The 22,098-nt window shown below is 73.2% G+C and carries 19 protein-coding genes; 8 read left to right on the forward strand and 11 right to left on the reverse strand.

Features of this window, described 5'->3' with window-relative positions:
* On the reverse strand, positions 1 to 420 hold a 420-nt coding region (locus ACSNOH_RS21635), incomplete at its 3' end, for an SCO3374 family protein (RefSeq protein ID WP_436723066.1).
* Positions 421 to 919: 499 nt separating this feature from the next.
* On the opposite strand from ACSNOH_RS21635, the gene ACSNOH_RS21640 reads away from it, so the two are divergent.
* A complete protein-coding gene (locus ACSNOH_RS21640) occupies positions 920 to 3,448 on the forward strand; it encodes an ATP-dependent Clp protease ATP-binding subunit (RefSeq protein WP_436723067.1) in 2,529 nt (842 codons plus the stop codon).
* Positions 3,449 to 3,516: 68 nt separating this feature from the next.
* Here the strand turns inward: ACSNOH_RS21640 and ACSNOH_RS21645 are convergent, their stop codons facing one another.
* Together ACSNOH_RS21645 and ACSNOH_RS21650 are read right to left on the reverse strand one after the other, a co-directional pair.
* Positions 3,517 to 5,781: an NACHT domain-containing protein gene (locus tag ACSNOH_RS21645; protein ID WP_436723068.1), complete on the reverse strand. Its 2,265-nt coding sequence runs from the start codon at positions 5,779 to 5,781 to the stop codon at positions 3,517 to 3,519.
* A gap of 2 nt (positions 5,782 to 5,783) precedes the next feature.
* Positions 5,784 to 6,122, reverse strand: a complete 339-nt coding sequence (locus ACSNOH_RS21650; RefSeq protein ID WP_436723069.1) for a trypco2 family protein — start codon at positions 6,120 to 6,122, stop codon at positions 5,784 to 5,786.
* A gap of 349 nt (positions 6,123 to 6,471) precedes the next feature.
* On the opposite strand from ACSNOH_RS21650, the gene ACSNOH_RS21655 reads away from it, so the two are divergent.
* Both ACSNOH_RS21655 and ACSNOH_RS21660 read left to right on the forward strand, forming a co-directional pair.
* Entirely contained in the window at positions 6,472 to 7,206 is a 735-nt protein-coding gene (locus ACSNOH_RS21655) for a M23 family metallopeptidase (RefSeq protein ID WP_436723070.1), read from the forward strand.
* A gap of 141 nt (positions 7,207 to 7,347) precedes the next feature.
* The gene (locus ACSNOH_RS21660; RefSeq protein WP_436723071.1) at positions 7,348 to 7,809 is read left to right on the forward strand and encodes a VOC family protein; all 462 of its coding nucleotides are present in this window, start codon (positions 7,348 to 7,350) and stop codon (positions 7,807 to 7,809) included.
* Between the two features lie 48 nt (positions 7,810 to 7,857).
* On the opposite strand, the gene cseC is transcribed toward ACSNOH_RS21660, so the two are convergent.
* The 5 genes from cseC to ACSNOH_RS21685 all read right to left on the reverse strand — a co-directional run bounded on the left by cseC (position 7,858) and on the right by ACSNOH_RS21685 (position 12,437).
* Positions 7,858 to 9,159 carry a two-component system sensor histidine kinase CseC gene (cseC, locus tag ACSNOH_RS21665; RefSeq protein ID WP_436723072.1) on the reverse strand — a complete coding sequence of 434 codons (1,302 nt, stop codon included), beginning with the start codon at positions 9,157 to 9,159 and terminating at the stop codon, positions 7,858 to 7,860.
* Positions 9,160 to 9,215: 56 nt separating this feature from the next.
* Positions 9,216 to 9,926, reverse strand: coding sequence for a two-component system response regulator CseB (gene cseB / locus ACSNOH_RS21670; RefSeq protein WP_436723073.1), 711 nt, complete (start codon positions 9,924 to 9,926; stop codon positions 9,216 to 9,218).
* A 7-nt stretch (positions 9,927 to 9,933) separates the two neighbouring features.
* Positions 9,934 to 10,602: a hypothetical protein gene (locus tag ACSNOH_RS21675; protein ID WP_436723074.1), complete on the reverse strand. Its 669-nt coding sequence runs from the start codon at positions 10,600 to 10,602 to the stop codon at positions 9,934 to 9,936.
* Positions 10,590 to 11,138: a SigE family RNA polymerase sigma factor gene (locus ACSNOH_RS21680; RefSeq protein ID WP_120755533.1), complete on the reverse strand. Its 549-nt coding sequence runs from the start codon at positions 11,136 to 11,138 to the stop codon at positions 10,590 to 10,592. The genes ACSNOH_RS21675 and ACSNOH_RS21680 overlap by 13 nt, the downstream gene beginning before the upstream one ends.
* A gap of 342 nt (positions 11,139 to 11,480) precedes the next feature.
* Positions 11,481 to 12,437: an A/G-specific adenine glycosylase gene (locus ACSNOH_RS21685; protein ID WP_436723075.1), complete on the reverse strand. Its 957-nt coding sequence runs from the start codon at positions 12,435 to 12,437 to the stop codon at positions 11,481 to 11,483.
* A gap of 121 nt (positions 12,438 to 12,558) precedes the next feature.
* On the opposite strand from ACSNOH_RS21685, the gene ACSNOH_RS21690 reads away from it, so the two are divergent.
* From ACSNOH_RS21690 to ACSNOH_RS21700, 3 genes are all read left to right on the forward strand, one after another.
* Positions 12,559 to 14,265 carry a sensor histidine kinase gene (locus ACSNOH_RS21690; protein WP_436723076.1) on the forward strand — a complete coding sequence of 569 codons (1,707 nt, stop codon included), beginning with the start codon at positions 12,559 to 12,561 and terminating at the stop codon, positions 14,263 to 14,265.
* Positions 14,253 to 14,951 (forward strand): response regulator, encoded by a 699-nt coding sequence (locus ACSNOH_RS21695; protein ID WP_436723077.1) that lies wholly within the window; start codon positions 14,253 to 14,255, stop codon positions 14,949 to 14,951. Before ACSNOH_RS21690 ends, ACSNOH_RS21695 begins: the two co-directional genes overlap by 13 nt.
* Positions 14,952 to 15,142: 191 nt before the next feature.
* A complete protein-coding gene (locus tag ACSNOH_RS21700; protein ID WP_436723078.1) occupies positions 15,143 to 15,616 on the forward strand; it encodes a pyridoxamine 5'-phosphate oxidase family protein in 474 nt (157 codons plus the stop codon).
* Between the two features lie 16 nt (positions 15,617 to 15,632).
* Here the strand turns inward: ACSNOH_RS21700 and ACSNOH_RS21705 are convergent, their stop codons facing one another.
* The gene (locus ACSNOH_RS21705; RefSeq protein ID WP_436723079.1) at positions 15,633 to 16,223 is read right to left on the reverse strand and encodes a phosphatase PAP2 family protein; all 591 of its coding nucleotides are present in this window, start codon (positions 16,221 to 16,223) and stop codon (positions 15,633 to 15,635) included.
* 283 nt (positions 16,224 to 16,506) lie between these two features.
* Between ACSNOH_RS21705 and ACSNOH_RS21710 the strand changes: the two genes are divergently transcribed.
* Entirely contained in the window at positions 16,507 to 17,238 is a 732-nt protein-coding gene (locus ACSNOH_RS21710; RefSeq protein ID WP_436723080.1) for a hypothetical protein, read from the forward strand.
* A 170-nt stretch (positions 17,239 to 17,408) separates the two neighbouring features.
* On the opposite strand, the gene disA is transcribed toward ACSNOH_RS21710, so the two are convergent.
* Entirely contained in the window at positions 17,409 to 18,533 is a 1,125-nt protein-coding gene (gene disA, locus ACSNOH_RS21715) for a DNA integrity scanning diadenylate cyclase DisA (RefSeq protein WP_356289684.1), read from the reverse strand.
* A gap of 134 nt (positions 18,534 to 18,667) precedes the next feature.
* Positions 18,668 to 20,119 carry a DNA repair protein RadA gene (radA, locus tag ACSNOH_RS21720; protein ID WP_436723081.1) on the reverse strand — a complete coding sequence of 484 codons (1,452 nt, stop codon included), beginning with the start codon at positions 20,117 to 20,119 and terminating at the stop codon, positions 18,668 to 18,670.
* A gap of 286 nt (positions 20,120 to 20,405) precedes the next feature.
* Here radA and ACSNOH_RS21725 point away from each other — a divergent pair.
* A partial coding sequence (locus ACSNOH_RS21725) for a BACON domain-containing protein (protein ID WP_436723082.1) occupies positions 20,406 to 22,098 on the forward strand: 1,693 nt, incomplete at its 3' end.

A 22,098-nucleotide genomic window follows, 5' to 3' on the forward strand; every position in this document is an offset into this window, starting at 1 on the left:
GCCCCCGCGCCGCCCCGGCCGGGGAGGGCGCAGCCACACGGCCCGCGCGGCCCGCTCCGGCCCGCCGGGCACGGGCGCGGCGATCCGCCCGCCCGGCCCCAGGACGGCCAGGTCCAGGGCGACCGTGCCCCACTCCAGCCAGTCGAGCAGCTCCGGCAGCTCGTCGGCGCCGCCCGCGGCCAGCAGGAACCACAGCCGCCGGGCCCGGGCGTCGAAGAGCACCGGCCCGGTGCGCACCGGGCGGCGCAGCACGGCCGCCCCGGCGTCCGGGGCCAGGCCCAGGGCGTCGAAGCGGAACCCCGTCAGCAGCTCCGGGGGCGCGCCGGGGGAGACCGGCCAGCCGAGCGCGCGCTCGTACCACCGCAGCGCCTGGCACCATGGAGCCGCGGGATCTCCGGGGCACGGGTGGGCAACGGTCACATGCGGTGCAACTGCGAAACACCCAAGAGGTTACTCTGGGTGGGTAGTTGGGCACACTCCGTATAAGGAGTGGGGGGCGCACAGGCGCTCCGGGCAGTGCGAGGGTGTTCGCCCGTAGCGGATGGACGGTGCCCGCGCCGCATGGACTGTCAATCCTTGCGGGTAAGAGGTTCCCCATGGGAAGAGGCGGTGCGACACCGCGCGGAGCGCGTCACCGAGGGTGGCGGCGGGCGATGGGCGGGCGTGTCGGGCCGGGCGCGCGTTCGCCGTCGGCGTAGTGATGGCGAGCGTATATGCCTGGCCTGCGGGAACATCGTCTCCCACCATCGGGTTGGAGGAGATGTCGGCTGTTCGGCAGCAGGTTTCCCCGCCGACGCGGGGTGATCCGGACGGATGTCGGCAGTTGGAATGAGCTGTCCCGTCCCGCGGGACTAGCATGCGGAAGGACAGGGAGGGGACCGACCCCTACTTGCCTGACCGCTCTGAGGAGCGATTAACGATGTTCGAGAGGTTCACCGACCGTGCGCGGCGGGTTGTCGTCCTGGCTCAGGAAGAAGCCCGGATGCTCAACCACAACTACATCGGCACCGAGCACATCCTCCTGGGCCTGATCCACGAGGGTGAGGGTGTCGCCGCTAAGGCCCTGGAGAGCCTCGGGATTTCGCTCGAGGCGGTCCGCCAGCAGGTGGAGGAGATCATCGGCCAGGGCCAGCAGGCCCCGTCCGGTCACATTCCCTTCACCCCCCGTGCGAAGAAGGTCCTGGAGCTCTCGCTCCGCGAGGCCCTTCAGCTCGGCCACAACTACATCGGCACCGAGCACATCCTGCTCGGCCTGATCCGCGAGGGCGAGGGCGTCGCCGCCCAGGTCCTCGTGAAGCTGGGCGCCGATCTCAACCGGGTCCGTCAGCAGGTCATCCAGCTGCTCTCGGGCTACCAGGGCAAGGAGGCCGCCACCGCCGGCGGCCCGGCCGAGGGCACCCCCTCGACCTCGCTCGTCCTCGACCAGTTCGGCCGCAACCTGACGCAGGCCGCCCGCGAGTCCAAGCTCGACCCGGTCATCGGGCGCGAGAAGGAGATCGAGCGGGTCATGCAGGTGCTGTCCCGCCGCACCAAGAACAACCCGGTCCTCATCGGCGAGCCCGGCGTCGGCAAGACCGCCGTCGTCGAGGGCCTGGCCCAGGCCATCGTCAAGGGCGAGGTGCCCGAGACCCTCAAGGACAAGCACCTCTACACCCTCGACCTCGGCGCCCTGGTCGCCGGCTCCCGCTACCGCGGTGACTTCGAGGAGCGCCTGAAGAAGGTCCTCAAGGAGATCCGCACCCGCGGCGACATCATCCTGTTCATCGACGAGCTCCACACCCTGGTGGGTGCGGGCGCCGCCGAGGGCGCGATCGACGCCGCCAGCATCCTCAAGCCGATGCTGGCCCGCGGCGAGCTGCAGACCATCGGTGCCACCACGCTCGACGAGTACCGCAAGCACCTGGAGAAGGACGCCGCCCTCGAGCGCCGCTTCCAGCCCATCCAGGTCGCCGAGCCGTCGCTGCCGCACACCATCGAGATCCTCAAGGGTCTGCGCGACCGCTACGAGGCCCACCACCGCGTCTCCATCACCGACGAGGCGCTGGTCCAGGCCGCCACGCTCGCCGACCGCTACATCTCCGACCGCTTCCTGCCGGACAAGGCGATCGACCTGATCGACGAGGCCGGCTCCCGGATGCGCATCCGCCGGATGACCGCGCCGCCGGACCTCCGCGAGTTCGACGAGAAGATCGCCGACGTGCGCCGCGAGAAGGAGTCCGCGATCGACTCGCAGGACTTCGAGAAGGCCGCCGCCTCCCTGCGCGACAAGGAGAAGCAGCTCCTCGCCGCCAAGGCCAAGCGCGAGAAGGAGTGGAAGGCCGGCGACATGGACGTCGTCGCCGAGGTCGACGGCGAGCTGATCGCCGAGGTCCTCGCCACGGCCACCGGCATCCCGGTCTTCAAGCTGACGGAGGAGGAGTCCTCCCGCCTGCTGCGCATGGAGGACGAGCTGCACAAGCGCGTCATCGGCCAGAAGGACGCCATCAAGGCGCTCTCCCAGGCCATCCGGCGCACCCGTGCGGGCCTGAAGGACCCCAAGCGCCCGGGCGGATCGTTCATCTTCGCCGGCCCCTCGGGCGTCGGTAAGACCGAGCTGTCCAAGACCCTCGCCGAGTTCCTCTTCGGCGACGAGGACGCCCTCATCTCCCTCGACATGTCGGAGTTCAGCGAGAAGCACACCGTCTCGCGCCTCTTCGGCTCGCCCCCCGGCTACGTGGGCTACGAAGAGGGCGGCCAGCTGACCGAGAAGGTCCGCCGCAAGCCGTTCTCCGTGGTCCTCTTCGACGAGGTCGAGAAGGCCCACCCGGACATCTTCAACTCGCTGCTGCAGATCCTGGAGGACGGTCGCCTGACCGACTCCCAGGGCCGGGTCGTGGACTTCAAGAACACCGTCATCATCATGACGACCAACCTCGGCACCCGGGACATCTCCAAGGGCTTCAACCTGGGCTTCGCCGCCCAGGGCGACGTCAAGACCGGCTACGAGCGGATGAAGGCCAAGGTCAACGAGGAGCTCAAGCAGCACTTCCGGCCCGAGTTCCTCAACCGCGTCGACGACACGGTCGTCTTCCACCAGCTCTCCCAGGAAGACATCATCCAGATCGTCGACCTGATGATCGCCAAGGTGGACGAGCGGCTGAAGGACCGCGACATGGGCATCGAGCTCAGCGCGGACGCCAAGCAGCTGCTGGCCAAGAAGGGCTACGACCCGATCCTGGGCGCCCGTCCGCTGCGCCGCACCATCCAGCGCGAGATCGAGGACATCCTCTCCGAGAAGATCCTCTTCGGCGAGCTGCGCCCCGGCCACATCGTGGTCGTCGGCACGGACGGCGAGGGCGAGGAGAAGAAGTTCACCTTCCGCGGCGAGGAGAAGTCGGCCCTGCCGGACACCCCGCCGATCGAGCAGGCCGCGGGCGGGGCGGGCCCCAACCTGTCCAAGGACGCGTAGGCGCTCCGCGCTCATTTCACTGCCGGTGGGTCGGCTCCGGAACCTGTGGTTCCGGGGCCGGCCCGCTGTCAGTTCGGCGGTCCGATGAAGTCGAAGAGCTCGTCGGGGGACAGCCCCATGCCCAGCAGGGCCGCTGCGACATCGTTGCCCATGGAAAGGGATTCGCCGGCGCCGGCTGCCGGCAGGAGCCCCTTCAACCCTTCCCACACCTCGTCGTGCTGCGCGTCCTCCAGATATCGCGCATTGAGGGCGCAGTGGGCCGCCAGCGCCCGCAAAGGCCACTCCGTCTCCCGGTCCGGCGCCGCGTCCGCGGCCGCCGTCAGGCCGCCGATGAGCCGTCTCTCCTCACTGCGCCCGCAATGCCCGACGGCCAGCCGGAGCACGTCCTGCCATTGCTCCTCCGTCGCATGGAGCAGCAATTCGTCCAGGCAGTCGCTCTCCTGGAGCTCCTTCGCCGCCAGATAGTCCTGAAAGGTGCGGTGGATGAACTGGATCGCATCCGGCGAGCGCTCCTGGAGGAGCCCGCTGCGATTGAGCAGGTGCGCCAGCACGGCCTGCGGAGTTCCCTGGGCCCGTACGCGCCGCAGCCCCCGCAATGCCGATTCGAGCTGACGTACGGCCTGCTCGCGGGTGAGCTCGGCCCGGCCGTTGCGGACCAGCCAGACCGCAATGCGCTGCAGCAGCTGACGGCCTTCGTCCACGGTGAGCTCGATGCCCTCCGGCTGGTGAATGCGGCGGTGGATGTCGCGCGTCGCCAGCATCAGGTTCAGCGCGGCGCTGTAGAGCTCCCAGCGGGTCTCGGGAAGAAAGCCGTTGCGCGTTCTGTGGAGGGCGCAGATGACCGCGCACAGCAGCGGAGTGCGGGCCAGGTCGCGCAGTACGTCATTGCGCCGGAATTCCCGGCCGAGCTCCTGTTCGAGCGAGTCGAGCCGTTTGCGCTGCCTTTTCGCCCAGTGCTCGTCCGCGTACCGGTCGCATTCCAGCCGGGCCGCCATGTGCCACGAGCCGACGAACGCCTGGATGTCCTCGTCGCCCAGGGGGAGCAGCCGGAGCTCCTCGAAGCCCTCCTGCTCCAGCCAGCCGTTGCTCACGGCCAGGGGGCGCACGGTGACCAGGCAGCGCGTCCGCGGATACATCCGCAGGAGCCCGGCGAGCCACTTGCGGGCCAGCTCCCGGTCCGGCTGCGGGACCTCGTCCATCCCGTCGACCAGGAGCAGGCCGCGCCCGGCCTCCAGCACCCGCCCCGCCCAGCCGTCGGGGGGCTTGTCCACCGGGAGCCGGGCGATCTTGGGCAGCTGGGACGGGGTGGGCGACGTGATGCCCCGCGCGGCCAGGCTGCGCATGGGGACGACGAACGGGACCATCCCGTCGAGCGCCGAGAGCTGCTCGGGCAGGGTGCGGCACACGGTGTGGGAGGCCAGCCACCACACGAGCGTGGTCTTGCCCGCGCCGGCCTCGCCCCGCAGGACCGTCCGCGGCCGGGAACCGAGGAGCTCCTCGATGCGCCGGGGCCCCGAGGCCGTGTGCGGCGACCGGGCCTCCAGGCTCAGGTAGGCCGTGTCCAGGTCCCAGTCGCCCGAGCTCAGCTCGTCCAGGCCGAAGATCTCCAGCCGGCTGTAGGCGGCCTTGACGGCCTTGGCGTAGGCGGGCTCGTAGGTCAGGTCCTCGGGGTAGGCGGAGGAGGTTTCCTCGAACGCCGGGGCGGCCGGCCACCAGCTCAGGGCCGCCCTGAAGCCGCTGTCCTCCATGGCGGCGGACAGCGGCACCGACTCGATGGAGGCGTGCTGCCAGCCCATCGGATCCCCGCTCGCGATGCCGATCAGCAGCGGGCCCGCGAAGACCGGGCCGCCCGAGAGGCCCGCCCAGGGGGAGCCGTCCGGGACGGGCGCCGGTGGGTGATGTTCCGCGTGCAGGATGTAGCGCCCGCGCATCCGCCCGGCCAGGGGCATCAGCGTGCCCGGGATCTGCACCGCTTCCAGCTCGTCGGCCCCGTACCGCTGGACCTGCGGGAAGCCCAGGACCTGGCAGCGCGGCATCGGCTGCCAGCCGGCGCACTTGCCCCAGCGCAGCGGCGGCAGGCCTTCGGCAGGCAGCACCGGCTCCCGGGCGGCCAGGAGCGCCATGTCGCACGCGTCCGGATCGCCCGACCAGAGGAGGTCACAGGCGACGGGCCCGCCGCCCGGCGCGGCAACCGAGGGCCAAGGGCGGTCACCGATCAGATGCGCACTGGTCAGCACCAGCTCCGGCGTCAGCAGCACCCCGCTGCCCTGCCGCGCCCCCAGCACCGCCACCAGCCGGTCCTCGACCGACGGGAGCGTTCTCGCCCCGCCCACCGCTACTGCCCGGAGGACCCGAACCGCGACACCCCGCCCGGCCGCTCGTTGCCCACGCGCCAGCTGCCGCCCGTGCGCGTGTCCTTCGGGGTCAGGGTGAAGGCGACCTTGTGGGTACGGGTCGAGCCGCGGGACGCCTCCGCGTCCGCGCTGACCACCCAGGCCTTCACACCGCCCGAGCCCTTGAGGTCCTTGCGGATCTCGACGGTGAACTCCATCGCGATCTCGCCGACCTCGAAGGCCAGGTCCTGGCCCGCGCCCCGGGCCGCCGCCGAGGTCAGGCCCTCCCGGACCGCCTGCACGGCGTCCGCCAGCTCGACGTCCTCGAACCCGCTGCTCATCTGCGCCCCCACGCCCCGCGGGGCCGCACCTTCCGTGTGCGGCCGCTGACGGGGAGCGTACCGCCGGGGGCGGGTCTTTGGTCCCGGAACCGGGCAGGCCGGAGGTCCTTCGGCGGTGACACCCGCCATAGGACCTGGATCACGTACTAGGGGAAATAGTGGAGAACCCCTCTCCCGATTTTCCGGAAAACCAGGCGGAATCCCAGGTCATGGCGGCTCCGGAAGCGTCTCCATTTCTACGGCATTCCTTAGTAGGGGCGCTTCTTGGCAGCCCGGCGAATGCGGGTTACCAAGGTAGGGCGATCCCGGTCCGCAGCCGGGACCTGTTTATGCCTGGAGGTTTATCCGTATGTCGAAGCGCACCGCTTTCCGTAACCCGAGCAAGACCGTTCTCCGTACCCGCGCCGCCGTCGTGGCGGCCGGCCTGGGAGTCTCGGTCGCGCTGGGTTCCGGGGTCGCGCTCGCAGCCGGCACCACCGCCTCGGTGAGCGAGCTCCCTGCCTTCGCGTCCCTCGCGTCGCTGCAGGACTCGCTGAACAAGCAGGCCGAGACGCAGCTGAAGGCGGCGGAGAAGGAGAAGCAGAACGCCGAGCAGGCCAAGCGCGACGCCGCCAAGCGCGCCGAGGACGCCCGCAAGCGGGCCGAGGCCTCGCGCAAGCGTGCCGACGCCTGGGTCGCGCCGGTCGCCGCCTACCAGATCGGCCAGCCCTTCGGTAAGGCCGGCAAGATGTGGGCCGCCAAGCACAGCGGCCAGGACCTGGTCGTCAGCACCGGCACGCCCGTGATGTCCGTGCACGGCGGCACCGTCGTCAAGGCCGGCCCGAACGGCGGCGGCGACGGCCCCGCGTACGGCAACGCCATCGTGATCAAGCACGCCGACGGCACGTACTCGCAGTACGCCCACCTCTCGCAGATCAAGGTCTCGGTCGGCCAGACCGTCACGACCGGCCAGGTCATCGGCCTGTCGGGGTCCACCGGCAACTCGTCCGGCCCCCACCTGCACTTCGAGATCCGCACCACCCCGAACTACGGCAGCGCCGTCGAGCCGGTGGGCTTCCTGAAGGCCCACGGCGAGAGCCTCTGATCCATCGGATCTGCCATTGATCCATCGGATCCGCCTTTGATCATCGGATCCGCCCGGAGCCGGTGCACCGCGACACGCGGTGCACCGGCTTCTGCTTTTACGGTGGTAATGCAGCGCAAAAGCCGGTGATCGGAGCGGGTCATGATCAAGGGAATTGCCATCGCCACCGTCTGGGTCCTCGACCAGGACCGGGCCAAGGACTTCTACACCAATAAGCTCGGACTCGAAGTCCGCACCGATATGACCATGGGCGGCGAGGAGGGAATGCGCTGGCTCACGGTGGGCGCGCAGGACCAGCCCGGCGTCGAGCTCACGCTGATGGTCCCCGGCCCGCCCGGGCTCGACGCGGAGTCGGCGGAGGCCCTGAAGAAGCTGGTCGCCAAGGGAGCGCTCGGCGCGGGGGTGCTCAGCACCGACGACGTGCACCGCGACTACGAGACGCTCAAGGGCAGGGGCGTGGAGTTCCTGCAGGAGCCCCAGGAGCGGCCGTACGGCACCGAGGCGATCCTGCGGGACGACTCCGGCAACTGGTTCTCGCTGACCCAGCGCAACGAGCAGCTGGACCTCGACAAGGACTGGGGCGAGTGCGTCGAGCCGATGTGACGCCCGGTTCCTGTACGGGCCGCGGCTCCGGTTGTGCGGGCCGCGGGCTCAGTCCGGCACCTGGATGACCGGGAACGTCCCCGTGCTCGTCGGCGACGACTCCGGCAGCCACAGCACCGCGATCGCCCCCGTGCCGCCCTCGACCTCAGGGTCGGCGTTGCGGAAGGTCAGCCGCGCGCCCAGGACGCGCGCCTGGCCCACGGCGATGGTCAGGCCCAGGCCGTGGCCCTTGCCCGCGCGGTCCTCGCTGCCCGTGCGGAACCGGCTCGGGCCCTCCTGCAGCAGTTCCTCGGGGAAGCCGGGCCCGTGGTCGCGCACCCGCACCACGCGCCCCTCGACGGTCACGTCGACCGGCGGCTTGCCGTGCTTGGCGGCGTTGGCCAGGAGGTTGCCGATGATCCGTTCCAGGCGGCGCGGGTCGGTGGAGACGTAGGCGTCGCGGGCGACCCGCACGCGGGCGCCCGGCTCGGCGGCGCGCACGCGGCGCTCGACGAACTCGCCGAGCAGCAGCTCCTGCATCTCGGCGCGCTCGGCGAAGCCGTCCAGCCGGGCGACCTCCAGGACGTCCTCGACGAGGGTGCGCATGGCCTGCGCGCGGTCGCGGACGAGCTCGGTGGGCCGGCCGGGCGGCAGCAGCTCGGCGGCGGTGAGCAGGCCGGTGACGGGGGTGCGCAGCTCGTGGGCGATGTCGGCGGTGACGCGCCGCTCGGCCTCCAGCCGGCGCTGGAGCGCCTCGGCCATGCCGTCGACGGCGCGGGCCAGGTCGTCCGTCTCGTCCCGTACGCGGCCGCCGATGGCCTCGCGGACGCGTACCTCCGAGTCGCCGTCGGCGAGCTTGCGGGCGGCCGTCGCGGCCTTGCGCAGCCGGCGGGAGAGCTGGTCGCCGATGAGGATGCCGAGGGCGCAGCCGCCGAGGACGACGGAGACCGAGCCGATGATCAGCGCCTTGTCGAGCGCGTCGATGATCGAGAACCGGTCCTTGAAGCGGGTGTGGATCGACAGGATCCTGCCGTTGCGGACCGGCACCGAGGCCCAGACCTCGGGGGAGTTCCCGCCGCCGGAGTCCTGCAGGAAGGTGGCGCGCTGGCCGATCGCGGCGGCGTCGCGCAGCGGCTTGGGCAGCGCCGGGTCGTCGATCTTGGCGTGCAGCATCAGCCGGCCGGTGTTCTCGTAGTACCGCTGGGCGATCTGCACCCGCTCGTCCATGACGTCGCGGCTGTTGTCGAGCATCGACAGGCGGGCGGCGTTGTGCACGACGAGGCTCAGCGCCACCGCGACGAGCGCGCCGACGCCCGCGATGGCGAGGCTGACCTTCCAGCGCAGACCCGAGCGGAGGGCGAGCTTCACCACGACCCGGTCACCCCGGACGCCCTGGTCACCATGGGGCGGTCACCCGCGTCACGCCGTCACGCTCTGAGCTTGTAGCCGAAGCCGCGGACCGTCTCGATCCGGTCCTGGCCGATCTTGCCGCGCAGCCGCTGCACGTGGACATCGACGACCCGGGTGTCGCCGCCCCAGCCGTAGTCCCACACGCGCTCCAGCAGCCGGTCGCGGGAGAGCACCGTGCCGGGCGCCGCGGAGAACTCCAGCAGCAGCCGCATCTCGGTGGGGGTCAGCGCGACGGGCTCGCCGCCCTTGCGGACCTCCATGCCGTCCGTGTCCACCTCCAGGTCGCCGAAGCGCAGCACGCCGCACTCCAGCTCCTCGGGGGCGTCCGCCCCGCCGCCGCCGTTGCCGGACCCGCTGGCGTGCCCGAAGCGGCGCAGCACGGCCCGTATGCGGGCGACGAGCACGGCGCCGTCGAAGGGCTTGGTCACGTAGTCGTCGGCCCCGGCCTCCAGGCCCAGGACGACGTCGATGGAGTCCGCGCGCGCCGAGAGCATGATCACGGGGACGGTCGACTCGTCGCGGATCCGGCGGCAGAGGCTGACCCCGTCCAGGCCCGGCACCATGACGTCGAGCAGCGCGATGTCGGGCTTGCGGGCGCGGAACTTCTCCAGCCCCAGCAGCCCGTCCGGCACCGCGGTCACCTCGAAGCCGTCGCGCTCCAGTGCCAGCTGGGTCGCCTCACGGATGACGTCGTCGTCCTCCACGAAGAGCACATGCGTATCGGCCACGCTGCCCTCAGCCCTCCGTTCCCACGCTCGGGAAATCGCCCTTGTCGTTGTTGCCGGCCTTGCTGTAGTCGGTGTGCGTGCGCCCCGTCTCCCGGAACTCCGCGCCCGACCAGTGGTACGTCATGACATCCTCGCCCGACGCGCAGCAGACCGCGTCACCGGGGCCGTAGACCTGCTTGGTGACCCGGAGGTCACGGCGGTCGATCTCGGCGTACACCGGCGCCTGCTCGATCATGAACACGTTCTCGTACGAGCCGTCGCTCTTGGCACGGTACACATACGACCCCACGCCCACGGAATCGCCGCAGGTCAGGATGTTGACCACGATGTCGTCCCGGGAGCCGTCGGTCAGCTTCCCGTAGATCACGTCCAGCGGGTACTGGTTCTTCACGCAGGGCTTGAGGTCCTTCTTGACCTGGGCGCCGATCTTCGGATCGCCCTTGATCAGCTTGACCGCGTCGACCTTCTCCCGCGGGCGCTCCGCCGTCGCCGCGGCCGAGGGCAGCCGGGTCGGCTTCGCCGCGGACTGGGTCTGCGCGGTGCCCTCCTTGCGCACGCCCTCGCTGCCCGCATTGCACCCGGCAAGCAGAAGACCGGCGGCAGCGGCCAGCGCGGTGACCGTACCGCCGGTGATCAGAACCGGCCTGGGGGGAGCCGCCTTCTTCAGGCTGCGCACCGTTCCTGCCCCCGCTCGTTGCGCTCGAGGGCGTGGAAGTCCAGGTCGCGGCTCTCCAGCTCCTGACGCAGCCGGGCCAGGGCCCGGTGCAGCGTGCTCTTGACCGTTCCGGTCGACATGCCGAGCGCCTCCGCGGTCTCTTCGGTGCTCATCTGCTCCCAGTGTCGCAGCACGACGACGCTGCGCTGCTTGGGCGCGAGGACACCCAGGACGTCCATCAGCAGCGCGCGGTCGGCGTGCTGCTCCGTGCCGTCCTCGACGCTGGCGTCGGGGAGCTGCTCGGTGGGCACCTCGTCGAGCTTGCGGGCGCGCCACCACTCCGTACGAGTGTTGATCATGACACGGCGCAGGTAGGCGTCGGCCAGCGACTTGTCCGCTATGCCTTCCCAGCGGCCGTAGGTGCGCACCAGAGCGGTCTGGAGGAGGTCCTGCGCGTCGATCGGGTCCGGCACGAGACGGCGGGCGCTGCGCAGGAGCGCGTCCTGACGGTTGCGCACGTACTCCTCGAAGTCCAGAACCTTGCCGCTGCTGGCCATCTCGCAGCCTCCATTCCGCTTGCATCCCCGCGTCACGCTGGTGGTCGACCAGCACGAGAAGGACGCTACGGAGGCGCTGTTGCAACGTGATGTGCGGCAGCACTGCGGCTGGTGCACAGCTGTCCATAGGTTGTGTAACAGCGCCTCGGCGGTGGGGGCGGTAGGGCGTGAAAAGGGGGCTCTGTCCTGTTCGGGAGGGCCTTTCGGCAGGTCACGGCGGGCCTTGCGGCCCGGCCCGCATGACGGCTGTGTGACGGTCGTGCGGCGGGCTTCCGCTGCGGGCCGCTGTGGGCCGTAACGCCTGAGGCGGGCCGGTCCGGCTGATGCCGCCCGGGGTGCGCGCTACCCGAGCGGCAGCCGGTACGTCCCGTCCTCCAGCGGCTCCACCAGCCCGTCGGCCACCAGACCGTCCATAGCCCTCGCCCGCTGCACCGGCTCGTCCCACACGGCGTCCAGCACCACCTGCGGCACCGGCTCCAGGGCCTCCCGCAGCACCGCCAGCAGCTTCCCGCGCACCTGCCGGTCCGTCCCCGCGTAGCTCTGGCCACGGCGCGGCGGACCGTCGTGGGCCGGGGACCCCGCGGCCCGCCAGGCACACCGCTCGGCGATCGGGCAGCGCCCGCAGACCGGCGTGCGCGCCGTGCACACCAGCGCGCCCAGCTCCATCGTCGCCGCGGCCCAGCGGGCGGCGACCGGCTCGCTCTCCGGCAGCAGGGCCCGGGCCAGCTTGCGCTCGGCCGCCGTTGTCGCGTTCGGCGGGTACTGCGCGCCGCTCACGGCGCGCGCGAACACCCTGCGCACGTTGGTGTCCAGGACCGCGTGCCGCTGCCCGTACGCGAACGAGGCCACCGCCGCCGCCGTGTACTCGCCGACGCCCGGCAGCGCCAGCAGTTCGGCGTGGTCGCTCGGCACCTCGCCGCCGTGCCGCTCCGCGATCGCCGCCGCGGCGCCGTGCAGCCGCAGCGCCCGCCGCGGGTAGCCGAGCCGGCCCCAGGCGCGCACCGCCTCGCCGGGCGGCTCGGCCGCCAGGTCCGCCGGGCGCGGCCAGCGCGCGAGCCACTGCTCGTACACCGGCAGGACGCGGCTGACCGGCGTCTGCTGCAGCATGAACTCGCTGACCATCACGCCCCACGCGCCGGCCTCCGGACGCCGCCAGGGCAGGTCGCGGGCGTGCGCGTCGAACCAGTCGATGACCGGTCCGTGGAGCGCGCCGGGGAGCACGCCGGGCAGGGGCTCGGCGAACGTCCCGGCAAGGGCCTCGGGCAGGGCGGCGGTGGTGGTGCGGTCTGTGACAGTCATGGCGCTTCCGATCCTGGCACGGCGGCGTACGGCGGAGAAACGCGCCGGGCCCCTCGCACCTGACTTTCGTCTGACTTTCGTCAGAAGCGCGCGGACGGGGCCGGCTTGTACCGTCGGGCCGGTGAGCCGCCGCACGACCACCGCCCTGATACGCAGGGCCCTGCCCGGCGCGCTGCTGTGGGCGGCGCTCGCCGCGCCCGGCGCCGCAGCCGACCTGCTCGGCCTGAACGCCCCCCGGCCCTGGTGGCAGACCGCGGCCGGAGCAGCCGTCCTCGCCGCCGCCGTGGCCGTCTCCCGCGCCCGGCCCGTGCTCGCGCTCGGCCTCGCCGCCGGGCTGGGCCTCGCCGCGTCGCCGTCGCTCTTCACCCTCTCCTACGGGCCCGCCCTGTCCGTCCTCGCCTTCCTGCTCGGCCGCCGCTCGGACCGGACGCGCCCCGCGCTGTACGCCTTCCCGGCCGTCGCGGCCGCCGGCACGGTGCTCGTCCTCATCCGCCACAACGACCCCGTCGTCGAATGGCTGGTTCTGATCGGCACGCTGCTCTTCGGCGCGGTCTTCCCCTGGCTGGCCGGCCGCTACCGGCGCCAGGCGCGCGAGCTCGTCGCCGCGGGCTGGAGCCGGGCCGCGCAGCTGGAGCGCGAGCAGGAGATCGTCGCGGACCGGGCCCGGCTGCGCGAGCGCGCCCGCATCGCCCAGGACATGCACGACTCCCTCGGCCACGAACTCAGCCTCATCGCCCTGCGCGCCGGCGCCCTGCAGGTCGCGCCCGGCCTCGGCGCGACGCACCGGGCGGCCGCCGCCGAGCTGCGCGAGGCCGCCGCGTCGGCGACGGACCGGCTCCGCGACATCATCGGCGTCCTCCGGGACGTCGGCCCGCCCGGCCCCGCGCCGCTGGCCCCGCCGGACGACTCGCTGTCCGCCCTCGTGAACCGCGCGGCCGCCTCCGGCCTGCCCGTACGGGCCCGGCTGGGCGGCGGGGCGGCGCTGCCGCCGCTCGCCGAGCGGGCCGCGTACCGCGTCGTCCAGGAGGCGCTGACGAACGCGGCCAAGCACGCGCCCGGGGCGGAGGTCACCGTGACCGTGGACACCGGGCCGCGGGAGACCCTGGTGACGGTCGTCAGCGGACCCGCGGTGACGGTCGTCAGCGGACCCGCCCCGGCGGGCGGCGCGTCCTCCGCGGCCGGGAGCGGTACGGGACTGCTGGCCCTGCGGGAGCGGGTGGCACTCGCGGGAGGCGAGTTCACGGCCGGGGCCTGCGCGGACGGCGGCGGGTTCACGGTGAGCGCGCGGCTGCCGCACGAGCCGGGGCCCGGCCTGACGGCCGCTTTTCCGGCCGCTTTTCCGGCCGCCTTTCCGGGCGCTCTTCCGGCCGTCGGCGGGCAGGCCGGGGGCGGGGCGCGCCCCGACGCGCTCGCGGACGCCCGGCGCACCGCACGGCGGCGGCTCGCCGTGCCCTTCGCCGTCGCGGCCGCCACCGGCGCCGTCTTCGTCGCCGGGGCCTTCGGCTGGTACGCCTACGTCAAGGCCCACTCCGTGCTCAAGCCCGCCGACTACGCGGCCCTGCGCCTCGGCGCGCCGTACGCCGACGTCGCGCCTCACCTCCCGGACCGGCAGGTCGCCGACCCGCCGGCCGACCGGGCCCCGGGCGCCCCGCCCGCCGGCGCGGAGTGCCGCTACTACCGGGCGAGCGGCGAACTCTTCGTCAGCGTCGACCACTTCCGGCTCTGCTTCCGCGACGGGCACCTCGTCGCGAAGAGCCGCATACCGCGAGCCGGAGCCGCCGGCGTCGTGGAACAGGAGGAGCAGGAGGAGAAGGAATGGCTCAGGTGAACGCGGGTACGGGCCGCGCCGTCAAGGTCCTCGTCGCCGACGACGAGGCGATGATCCGCGCCGGCGTCTGCGCGATCCTGTCCGCCGACCCCGGCATCGAGGTCGTCGCGGAGGCGGCGGACGGCCGCGAGGCCGTCGAAGCGGTCCTCGCCCACCGGCCGGACGTCGCCCTGCTCGACATCCGCATGCCCCGCACGGACGGCCTCGCCGCGTGCGAGGAGATCCGCCGGACCGCGCCCGGTACGGCCGTCGCCATCCTCACCACCTTCTCCGAGGACGCCTACATCTCCCGCGCCCTCGGCGGGGGCGCCACCGGCTTCCTCCTGAAGTCCGGCGACCCCTACGAACTGATGACCGGCGTCCGCGCGGTCGCGGACGGCGGCGCGTACCTCTCCCCGAAGGTCGCCCGGCACGTCATCGCCGAACTCGGCGGCGAGCGGCTGAGCCGCGGGGCCGCCGCCCGCGCCCGGATCGCCGGGCTGACCACCCGCGAACGCGAGGTGCTCGCCCTGCTCGGCGAGGGCCTGCCGAACGCGGGCATCGGCAGGCGGCTGCACCTGGTGGAAGGCACGGTGAAGGGCTACGTGAGCGCGGTCCTCGACCACCTGGGCGCCGCCAACCGGGTCCAGGCGGCAATCGTCGCCTACGAGGCGGGCCTGGTGGCGACCTCTCAGCCGAACGCCTGAGCCGACCCGAGCCCGGGCCCTGGGGGCTCGGGGGCTTGCCCCCGAGGAAACGGTGAAAGGGCGGGACCGGGGCCTTCACTCCGCCGCAACGGCGAGAAACCACCACGGCGAGGGTCCGGCGGCATGCCCGCGCACCGCCGTCGTACCCCCCCCGCTGGCCGCCAGGCCCCCCGCACGGTGCAATAGAGGGCATGAGCGAGAGCACCCCGCGGCCGCCGCGTGACATCCGGGCGGCGCTCGACGCCCACTCGACCCTGACCCTGGCCTACGCCGACGACGACGGCCCGCAGGCGTGCGCGGTGCTCTACGCCCTCGCCGACGGCGACGACACCGCCCTGCTCTTCGTCACCTCGGTCACCACCCGCCACGGCCGCGCCCTCGCCGGCGGCTCCGGCGTCGCCTTCACCGCCCAGCGCGACGGCCAGGTGTGGACGGCCCTGACGGGGATTCAAGGCCGCGGCACCTGCCGCCGTCTGGAGGGCACGGAGCGCGAGGCCGCCTGGCGCGCGTACAGCGAGCGCTTCCCGTACGTCGACCACAACGACCGGCTCCGGCAGGCGATGGAGCGCACCGACCTGTGGGAGCTGCGCCCCTCCTGGCTGCGCCTGATCGACAACGGACAGGGGTTCGGCCACAAGACGGAGTGGACGCGCCCCGCGCAGTGACCGCCGGCCACCCGCCCTACGCCTTCACCAGCACCCGCAGCCGCCCCCGCTCCGCCCGCTCCACCACTCTCGTCGCGGCCCGTACGAGCAGCAGCGCGCCGAGCAGCGCCACGGCCGCGCCGAGCAGCAGGCCCGCGGCCACGTCGTGCGGGTAGTGCACGCCGAGGAACACCCGGGAGAAGGCGACGAGCAGCGCCATGGGCAGGACGGCCCACACGAGCGCCCGCCGGGCGAGGAAGATCCCGGTCGCGAGGGCCGCCGCGAGCGTGGCGTGGTTGCTCGGGAAGGACCAGTCGCCGTGCGGCGGGCAGGCCGCCAGTGACGTGACCGCGCCGCGGACCGCCCGGCAGGGCCGCTCCTCGTCCACCATGCTCTTGAGGACCTCGCTGATCCCGTACGCGATCGCCGTCGTGACCGGCACGAGCAGCGCGAGCGCGACGCCGCGCGCCCCGGAGCGCCGGTTGTGCCACCAGACGGCGACGGCCACGGCCATCAGCAGCAACAGCCCGGCCTCCGTTCCGATTTCCGCAAGCGTGTGCACCCACTCCGGTGTGGAGCGGGCGAATTCGGTGACGTCGCGATAGAGGTCGTTGTCCACGGTGTTCATGGTCCCGGGAGCCTACGGTCCGTCACTTCCGCGCCACACCGGGCTATCGGCATGCACACCGTCCGACTTTCGTCAGACGGCGGCAAGGGGAAACGGGCCCGCGCCGGGCCGATGATGAGAAAATCCGGCACCCACCCGGCGGGTAGGGGCTGGTGCCCCCGCCGATGTCTCGTAGAGTCTTCGCGTGGGATCACTGCGCAATCCGATCGGGCCGCTTCCCTCCTCCATCTATTGGCGGCGGAGGGCAGTTGCGCTTGGCCTGCTCGGCCTTCTCGTTCTGCTGGTGCTCTGGTTCGTCACCCTCGGGGGTGACGGAGGCTCAGGCGACAACCAGAGCAAGGGCACGGACGGAAAGAACCCGGGCGACAGCACCACCATCACCCCCGGACCGGTGCCCTCCGGCCCGCACTACAGCCAACGCCCCGGCGGGCGCGGCGAGTCGGGCAGCGGCGGCTCCGGCGGTTCCGGCGGCAGCGGCGACGACCGCTCCGGCACCGGCGGCGCGTCCGGGACCGGCGGTGCCGGCACGGGCGGCGGTGGTACGACGGGGACCGGCGGCGGTGGCGCCCTCGGCACGGGCGACGGCAAGGCCGTCCCGGTCGGCTCGCCCCTGCCCGACTGCTCGCCGGGCGCGGTGCGGCTTGCGATCCGCAGCGTCAAGGACTCCTACAGGCCGGGCGAGAAGCCGAAGTTCGAGATCGTGGTGAAGAACTCCGGCAGCAGCGCCTGCAAGGTCAACTTCGGTGCGACGGCCGCCATTCTGAAGATCACGCATATCGACGGCGACGACCGCGTGTGGGCGTCCGACGACTGCCCGCGCGCCACGGGACCGGTGCTTGTGGAGCTCCCCGGTTCGGGTGAGACGAAGCGCACCGTGGAATGGGACCGTAAGCGCAGTGCCCCGCGCTGTGCGACGCCTTCCGGCGACGGAACGGCGGGCAACGGCAAGTACCGGGCCGAGGTCAGAATTGCCGGGGTCACCGAAAAGGTGGAATTCGCGCTGGACAGCGACTGACGTGAGGACCGCGACTGACGCGGGGGCGGGGCGGCGAAGGCGCGGCGACCGCGCCGCCCCGGCGCCTCGTAGCGCTGCCGGAGCCGTGCAGGAACCCCGCACTCCGCGCGGAGAACGGCCCGGAGACCGGCGACCGGAGAACGGCCCGGAGACCGGCGAACCGCCGGAGGCTACACGTACCGCTCCAGGATCGAGGACTCCGCCAGGCGCGACAGCCCCTCGCGGACCGAGCGGGCGCGGGCCTCGCCGACCCCGTCGACCGTCTGCAGGTCGTCCACGCTGGCGGCCAGGAGCTTCTGCAGCCCGCCGAAGTGGTCGACCAGCCGCTCTATGATCGCGCCGGGCAGCCGCGGCACCTTCGCCAGCAGGCGGTAACCGCGCGGCGACACCGCGGAATCCAGCGTCTCGGGGGAGCCGCTGTAGCCCAGGGCGCGCGCCACGATGGGCAGTTCGAGCAGCTCGGGGTGGGTGAGGGAGTCCAGCTCGGACAGGGCTTCGGGGACCGTACGGGTGCGCTTGGCGGTGGGCTCCGGGACGTAGTCCCGCACGACGAGGTCGCGCTCGGGCTCGACGCCGGCGATCAGCTCGTCCAGCTGCAGGGAGAGCAGGCGGCCGTCGGTGCCCAGCTCCACCACGTACTCCGCGATCTCCGTGGCGATGCGGCGGACCAGCTCCAGGCGCTGGCAGACCGCGGTCACGTCGCGGACCGTGACCAGATCCTCGATCTCCAGGGCGGAGAGGGTGCCCGCGACCTCGTCCAGCCGGAGCTTGTAGCGCTCCAGGGTGGCCAGGGCCTGGTTGGCCCGCGAGAGGATCGCCCCGGACTCCTCCAGGACGCGCCGCTCACCGCCCACGTAGAGGGCGATCAGGCGCATCGACTGGCTGACCGAGACCACGGGGAAGCCGCACTGGATGGAGACGCGCTGCGCCGTGCGGTGCCGGGTGCCGGTCTCCTCGGTGGGGATCGACGCGTCCGGCAGGAGCTGCACGCCCGCCCGCACGATCTTGGTGATGTCCTTGTCGAGGATCAGGGCGCCGTCCAGCTTGCACAGCTCGCGCAGGCGCGTGGCGCTGAACTCCACGTCCAGGACGAAGCCGCCCGTGCACATGGACTCCACCGTCTTGTCCATGCCCAGGACGATCAGGCCGCCCGTATTGCCGCGGAGGACGCGCTCAAGGCCGTCGCGCAAGGCCGTGCCGGGCGCGACGGCGCTCAGCGAGGCGCGCATCAGACCGTCGGCACCGGAGGAACCCCCGGCCTTGCCGGGGCCCGATGCCCGGTCGTTGGCTGCCACTGCACTCCTCCGGTCGCAAGGTCAACGGTGCCGCAGCCCGCCCTGCTTTCCGCACTGCTTTCCGTACGTACGGGCGAGACCAGGGCAAAGTCTACTGGCGTGTTCGGGCCTCCAGCCTATTAAAGAGGGCCCCCTCACGCTTGAACAGGGCCGACGGGGCTCTCCCCGGCCGGGGCGTCCGACCCGGCTCGGCGCCGGTTCTCCCGGGGTACCCGCTTGGGGAGCACGCGAAGCGCCTCGCCTATGTCCGCCACTTCCAGGACGCGCATGCCGCTGGGCACCTTCCCCGGATCGCCCGGCACCAGCGCGTGCGTGAAGCCCAGCCGGGCCGCCTCCGCCAGCCGCCGCTGCACGCCCGTGACCCGCCGGACCTCGCCGGCCAGGCCCACCTCGCCGATCGCCACCAGGTTCTTCGGCAGGGGAGTGTCGCTGGCGGCGCTGGCCAGGGCCAGCGCGACCGCCAGGTCCGCCGCGGGCTCCGACAGCTTCACGCCGCCCACCGTCGCGCTGTAGATGTCCCGCTTGCCGAGCGCGCTGATCCGGCCCCGCTGCTCCAGCACCGCCAGCATCATCGACACCCGCGACGTCTCCAGGCCGGACGTCGTGCGGCGGGGCGAGGGGATCTGCGAATCGACCGTCAGCGCCTGTACCTCGGCCACCAGCGGGCGGCGCCCCTCCAGCGTCACCGTCAGGCACGTGCCCGGGACGGGCTCGTCGCGGCGGGTGAGGAACAGGCCGCTCGGATCGGCCAGACCGGTGATGCCCTCGTCGTGCAGCTCGAAGCAGCCCACCTCGTCCGTGGCCCCGTAGCGGTTCTTCACGCCGCGCACCAGCCGCAGCCGGGCGTGCCGGTCGCCTTCGAAGCTCAGCACCACGTCGACCAGGTGCTCCAGCAGGCGCGGCCCCGCGATCGCCCCGTCCTTGGTGACGTGACCGACCAGGAGCGTGGCCATGCCCCGCTCCTTCGAGGCCCGGATCAGGGCGCCCGCCACCTCGCGCACCTGCGCCATGCCGCCCGGCGCGCCGTCGATCTCCGGAGAGGCCACCGTCTGCACCGAGTCCAGGATCAGCAGGGACGGCTTGACGGTGTCGAGGTGGCCGAGCACGGCCGCCAGATCCGTCTCCGCCGCCAGGTAGAGGTGGTCGTCGATCGCGCCGATGCGGTCCGCCCGCAGGCGCACCTGGCTCGCCGACTCCTCGCCCGTCACGTAGAGCGTGCGGTGCTCTTCGGAGGCGGCCTTCGCCGCCACGTCCAGCAGGAGCGTCGACTTGCCCACCCCCGGCTCGCCCGCGATCAGCACCACCGCGCCGGGCACGAGACCGCCGCCCAGGACGCGGTCGAGCTCATCCACGCCCGTGCTGCGCGCGGTGGCCTGCCGGCCGTCGACCTGGCCGATGGGCAGCGCCGCGGCGGACACGCGGCCGGGCGCGGTCGTGCGCACCGCGGGCGCGCCGAACTCCTCGACCGTGCCCCACGCCTGGCACTCGGGGCAGCGGCCGAGCCACTTCACCGTGGTCCAGCCGCACTCGGTGCAGCGGTAGGAGGGCCGGTCCTTGGCGGACGAGCGTGCGGTACGGGCAGCCATGCGAGCCACCGTAGCGGGGGCCACTGACAATCCCGTGCGCCCGGTGCCCGCCCGGTCTCCGTCCGGCCCGCCCGGGTCCTTGCGGCGGCCCTCCGCGACGCGGCCTTTTACCAGAACCCGGAAGCCGTCCCTTCGCGCTGTTCCTGCTGTCCGTAGCCCCTCTCCCCGCAAACACAGGAGGAACGGCGCGGCAGTGTCCCCATTTTGTGGGAGAACATCACCCGAATGGGTTAAACCTGCGTCGGCAGCGGCAGCAACGGCCCGTCACCCGCCTACCGTCGCCGGGATGATGACCAGGAGGCCAGAGCACCGCCCGCACGCCACCGGCGCGCATCGCGCACACCGCGGTGCGCCGCGCGAGGCCCGCGCGCCTCGGGACAATCAGACCGCGCAGCCGGGATATGAGGCGGGGGCGGCGGGTGAGACGTCGGCGGCCTCCCCCGCCGCGACCCTCGCCCAGCAGCCGCCCCTGCGGTACGACCCCCACCTCGACGGGCTCTGGACCTACTGCCTGTCCGTCCTGTGCGAGCACGACGCCGCGACCGCCGCCCTCGGAGAGGTCCTCGCCCTCGCCGAGAAGCGCGCCGACCGCGCCCCCGCCGACGAGGAACTGCGCCCCTGGCTCTACGCCCTCGCCCGCTGGGCCTGCCTGCGCCGCCTCGTCGCCTCCCGCGCGACCGGGCCCGGCAGCGGAGGCGCCGGGGCCGCCGCCGCGCTCGACCCGCCCGACCTGCCCGACCCGCGGCGGCAGGCCGAGCTGGCCCTCCTCGCCTGGCCGGAGGCCGCCGGGACCACCGCCGAACAGCGCGAAGCGCTCGAACTGGCCGTCCGGCACGGCCTGGCCGCCTCCGAGGTCGCCGCCGTCCTCGGCCTGGAGACCGACGCCGCGCGGGCCCTGCTGTCCTCCGCCGCCTGCGAGGTCGAGCGCACGCGCACCGCCCTGGCCGTCGTGGAGTCCGGCCGCTGCCCCGTCGTCGCCCGCTTCTCGGGCGACACCCAGGTCCTGCTCGGCGCGGCCCTGCGGCGCGAGCTCGTCCGGCACGTCGACGACTGCGCCGACTGCCGCCGCACCGCCGAGCGGGCCACCGCCGGCGAGCCCTGGCCCGGCACGGCCGCGTCCTCCGCCCCGCTGCCCGTCCTCGAAGCCCCCAGATCCGACGCGTACGCCGCGATGCTGTCCGCGGCGGGCGCGGGCCGGCAGCGCGGCGCCCACGCGGCCGCGGTGCCGCGCTTCGACCGGCGCGGCTATCCCGTCGAGCCCAAGGACCGTACGGCGCGGCGCGGCCGCCTGCGCAGCCGGGCCGTCACCACGACCGTCGTCGTCACCGTCGTCGCGGCGCCCGTGCTCGCCCTGTGGGCCGCGTGGCACGGCGCGCCGGAGACGGGGGAGCCGCAGCCCGGCGCCGCGGCCGTCTCCTCGAAGGAGACCGGCACGGTGAGCGAGCGCCCCTACCGGGGGCCCGGTGCCGCCCCGCGGCCCGTCGGCAGCACGGGGAGCGCGCCGGGGCGCCTGGTCACCGAGGTGTCGGTCGCCGTCATCGGCCCCGACGGCCGGCCGGTGGCGCCGCCGGCGTCCGGCAGCGTCGCGCCGTCCCCGGCCGGTGACACCGCCGCGCCGCCGCCCGCCCCGGGCGGCCCGGCCGCCCCCGGCGATCCGGCGCCGCCCGGCCCCGGCCGGCTGACGGTCAGCGCCCGGCCGAGCGGCACCGCCACGATCGTCACGCTCACGGCGAGCGGCGGCCGGGCGGTCACCTGGTCGATGACGGCGGACGCGGCCTGGCTGCGGCTCGGCAAACCGGGCGGGGTGCTGCAGCCCGGGCAGACCACGACGGTCGTGGTCGAGGTCGACGCGTCGCGCGAGCCGGAGGGGCCGTGGCGGGCGCGCGTCCTGATCGCCCCGGGCGGCACGACGGTGACGATCGAAGGCCGCGGCCGCCCACTGCCGCCGACTCCGTCCGCCCCCCAGTCATCACAACCCC

Source organism: Streptomyces sp. URMC 127 (genome assembly GCF_051386535.1).
Lineage (GTDB): Bacteria > Actinomycetota > Actinomycetes > Streptomycetales > Streptomycetaceae > Streptomyces.

Excerpts from the sequence above, each read along its gene's own strand:
- ACSNOH_RS21640 (WP_436723067.1), top strand. The coding sequence starts at position 920 with ATGTTCGAGAGGTTCACCGACCGTGCGCGGCGGGTTGTCGTCCTGGCT.
- ACSNOH_RS21650 (WP_436723069.1), bottom strand. The coding sequence starts at position 6,122 with ATGAGCAGCGGGTTCGAGGACGTCGAGCTGGCGGACGCCGTGCAGGCG.
- ACSNOH_RS21655 (WP_436723070.1), top strand. The coding sequence starts at position 6,472 with ATGTCGAAGCGCACCGCTTTCCGTAACCCGAGCAAGACCGTTCTCCGT.
- ACSNOH_RS21660 (WP_436723071.1), top strand. The coding sequence starts at position 7,348 with ATGATCAAGGGAATTGCCATCGCCACCGTCTGGGTCCTCGACCAGGAC.
- ACSNOH_RS21680 (WP_120755533.1), bottom strand. The coding sequence starts at position 11,138 with ATGGCCAGCAGCGGCAAGGTTCTGGACTTCGAGGAGTACGTGCGCAAC.
- ACSNOH_RS21685 (WP_436723075.1), bottom strand. The coding sequence starts at position 12,437 with ATGACTGTCACAGACCGCACCACCACCGCCGCCCTGCCCGAGGCCCTT.
- ACSNOH_RS21695 (WP_436723077.1), top strand. The coding sequence starts at position 14,253 with ATGGCTCAGGTGAACGCGGGTACGGGCCGCGCCGTCAAGGTCCTCGTC.
- ACSNOH_RS21700 (WP_436723078.1), top strand. The coding sequence starts at position 15,143 with ATGAGCGAGAGCACCCCGCGGCCGCCGCGTGACATCCGGGCGGCGCTC.
- ACSNOH_RS21705 (WP_436723079.1), bottom strand. The coding sequence starts at position 16,223 with ATGAACACCGTGGACAACGACCTCTATCGCGACGTCACCGAATTCGCC.
- radA (WP_436723081.1), bottom strand. The coding sequence starts at position 20,119 with ATGGCTGCCCGTACCGCACGCTCGTCCGCCAAGGACCGGCCCTCCTAC.